Here is a 3,019-nt window from a genome sequence, read left to right on the forward strand (position 1 = left end):
CCGGCCTGCTCCCGCATCGGCAGGCGCTCCGTGATGTCCTTGTGCGCCTTGGCGCGGGACTTGCCGAAGTCGCGGATGATCTGCTGCCGGAGAACCTCCTCGACCCGGCCGGACTCCAGGTCGCCGAGGACCACGTCACGGTCAATCTGCTCGGCACGATCCGGATGACGTATGCCTTCCTGCCGCTGCTGGTGGGCAAGGACGACGCGGTCGTCATGAATGTCACCTCGGCGCTGGCGTTCGTACCGTTCCCGAGCACGCCGACCTACAGCGCGACCAAGACCGCGCTGCACTCCTTCTCCGAGAGCCTGCGCATCCAGCTCGCCGGTGCCGGCGCCGGTGTCCAGGTGGTCGAGGTGGTCCCGGCGGGCGTGCGCACGACGCTGATGGGCCAGCAGGACAGCGAGCAGTCCATGCCGTTGGACGACTTCCTCACCGAGGCCCTCGGCCTGCTGCGCGGGCAGCCCGATGGGAAGGAGCTGGTCGTCGAGCGCGCCAGGTTCATCCGCGACGCGGTGGCCAACGGCTCCTACGACGACGTCCTCACCATGATCAGCGGCAGCTGACCGACCTGTCATGCCCGACGCGGAACAGCAGCACGCGGGCGGGCCCTGTGGGCCACATCATGGGCGAACGCGAGCCGGACCCACCTCGGGGAGGGGTCCTCACTGAAGACGCGGAACGGTCAGGAAGCGCCTTCGGCTTCGCCCCGGTCGTCGCATGGGAGGCGACCGGCTCCGTCCTGAGCGACGAGGCCCGGGGCCGGTCAAAGCGTTGGGTCCAAAGCGTTGGGTGTCCTCGACGGGGGACCGTCGCCGCAGGCCGTCTTCCATACCGGCGGTCTGCGGCGCACCGCCGACGGTCGGTGAATTTCCCAGCGGGCCAGGCAGGTCAAGGGACCATCGACTCGTCTCGCTGCGCGCGCCCTCGGCGTCGGCCGTATGAGCGGCTTCGCGCGGCTCAGCCATGGATCGGCGGTCTCTGGATAGCCGGGCGGGATGCGGCGAGGATGGGGCCATGGACAAGAAGGAACTGGCGGAATTCCTGCGTTACCGGCGTGAGACGCTGCGGCCCCGCGACGTCGGGCTGGTCGAGGGGCCGCGCAGGCGTACCCAGGGGCTGCGCCGCGAGGAGGTCGCGCAGCTCGCCGGCATGTCCACCGACTACTACGCCCGGCTGGAACAGCAGCGTGCTCCGCAGCCCTCCGTCCAGATCACCGAAGCTCTCGCCCGGGCACTGCGGCTGAGCCTGGACGAACGCGACCATCTCTTCGTCCTCATCGGCCACAACGCCCCGGCCCGCTTCTACCGCTCTGAGCATGTCTGCCCGACGCTGCTGCGGGTCCTGGACCGCCTGGACGACTCCCCGGCCCTGGTGCAAACCGACTTGTTCGAGACCCTCGCGGTGAACCCGCTGGCCGTCGCGCTGCTCGGCGACCAGACCCGCCACACCGGTCTGGCCAGCAGCGGCTACTACCGCTGGTTCATGGACCCGGCCGAACGTCTGATGGTTCCCGAGGAGAGTCACGAACGCCACGGCCGCGCCCAGGCAGCACGCCTGCGGGCCGCGCTGACAGCCGGCAACGACACCCCCCGAGCCGCCCGGATCCTCGCCGAACTCCAGGAACACAGCCCCGAGTTCGTCCGCATGTGGGAACTTCAGGAGGTCGCCCGCTACGGCGACTGCAAGACCGTCCTCCATCCCGAACTCGGCCGCATCGATGTCGACACCCAGGTCCTGTACACCGAGTACCGCGCCCAGACTCTGGTGGTGCTGACCACTCGCCCCGGCACGGAGAGCCACAGCAAACTCGAACTGCTCTCCGTCATAGGACACCAACAGCTCACCCCCTGATAACCCTGCTGCACAATCCTGCCTATTCCGGCATCTATGCCTACGGGCGTCCCGGGGCGACCCTGTCAGGGGCACCGGTGATGCATGCGGGCCACGGTCCAGGACGCCGGAAGTCGTCGGGGACCGGCAGCGCGGCACCGCGTCCACCCACCTCCGTACGGCTTTTTCCCTGCGCTGTGCGGCCGGACATGTCGGTCTGCTGCGAGGTCCGGGCTCCGTGGTCGGGCCGCCCATTTGACCGGATGCCGCCTCCGTTTTATTCTCGAATGCGTACGGAGGCAGCATCCGTTTTGATGCGGCCGCCAGATCACGGCAGGCAGGAGGGCGCATGAGCGCCGGCGAACAGCGCGGACGCAAGCCCCGCGCGGACGTCCAGCGCAACCGCACCGCCCTCCTGGAGACCGCGCAGCGTCACTTCCTGCAGCACGGAGTCGACACCTCCCTGGAGGCGGTGGCCAAGGAGGCAGGCGTCGGACCCGGCACCCTGTACCGGCACTTCCCCACCCGGGAAGCACTGCTGGCGGCCGTGCTGCACACCCGCTCCGAGGAACTGGTGGCCCGCCAGGCCGGCATCGACCGGCTCGCCGACCCCGCCCAGGCGCTGGAACAGTGGCTGCGCGCGATGGAGGAGTACTTCAGCGCCTTCAGCGGACTGCCGGACCCGCTCATGGCCGCGGCCCGCGCGCAGGAGCCGGACAACCCGCTCACCATCCCCTGCCACACCCTCATCACCGCCACCGACCAGTACGTGCAAGCCGCGCAGCTCACCGGGCACGTACGCGACTCGGTGCGGGGCAACGACCTGTTCCTCGCGGCCTGCTCCGTCGCCTGGATCAAGGGCACCGGCACCGACGAGGAGTCGCTCGACCGGCTGCGCACGCTCATCGCGAGCGGCTACCGCCGGCAGGACACCCAGGCGTAAACCGCCCGACACCCCTGCCCCGACCCCCGCAACGCCAGGCGGCACCACCCCCCGGCCATCACCTCGCACCGCCCCCGGGGCGCGCCACGACCTCTCAAGGAACACATCATGAAAATTACTGTCATAGGTGCCGGTGCCATCGGCGGGAACCTCGCCGCCAAACTCAGTGCGGCCGGTCACGACGTCCAGGTGGCCGACGCCCGCGGCCCCCAGGCCGTCCGGGCGCAGATACGGGAGTTGGGG

The 3,019-nt window shown here is 69.7% G+C and carries 4 protein-coding genes; all 4 read left to right on the forward strand.

The genetic code is table 11. The features are described 5' to 3' along the window. A partial coding sequence (locus IEZ21_RS46820) for an SDR family NAD(P)-dependent oxidoreductase (protein WP_189327904.1) occupies positions 1-566 on the forward strand: 566 nt, incomplete at its 5' end. A gap of 451 nt (positions 567-1,017) precedes the next feature. Further along, on the forward strand, positions 1,018-1,854 hold the full coding sequence (locus tag IEZ21_RS46825) for a helix-turn-helix transcriptional regulator (RefSeq protein WP_189327905.1): 837 nt from the start codon (positions 1,018-1,020) through the stop codon (positions 1,852-1,854). A 328-nt stretch (positions 1,855-2,182) separates the two neighbouring features. Next, positions 2,183-2,776, forward strand: coding sequence for a TetR/AcrR family transcriptional regulator (locus IEZ21_RS46830; RefSeq protein WP_189327906.1), 594 nt, complete (start codon positions 2,183-2,185; stop codon positions 2,774-2,776). A gap of 108 nt (positions 2,777-2,884) precedes the next feature. Next, positions 2,885-3,019: NAD(P)-binding domain-containing protein (locus tag IEZ21_RS46835; RefSeq protein WP_189327907.1), on the forward strand; the 135-nt coding region annotated here is incomplete at its 3' end.

Origin of the sequence: Streptomyces flaveus, assembly GCF_014647675.1 — a bacterium.
GTDB classification, from domain to species: domain Bacteria; phylum Actinomycetota; class Actinomycetes; order Streptomycetales; family Streptomycetaceae; genus Streptomyces; species Streptomyces flaveus.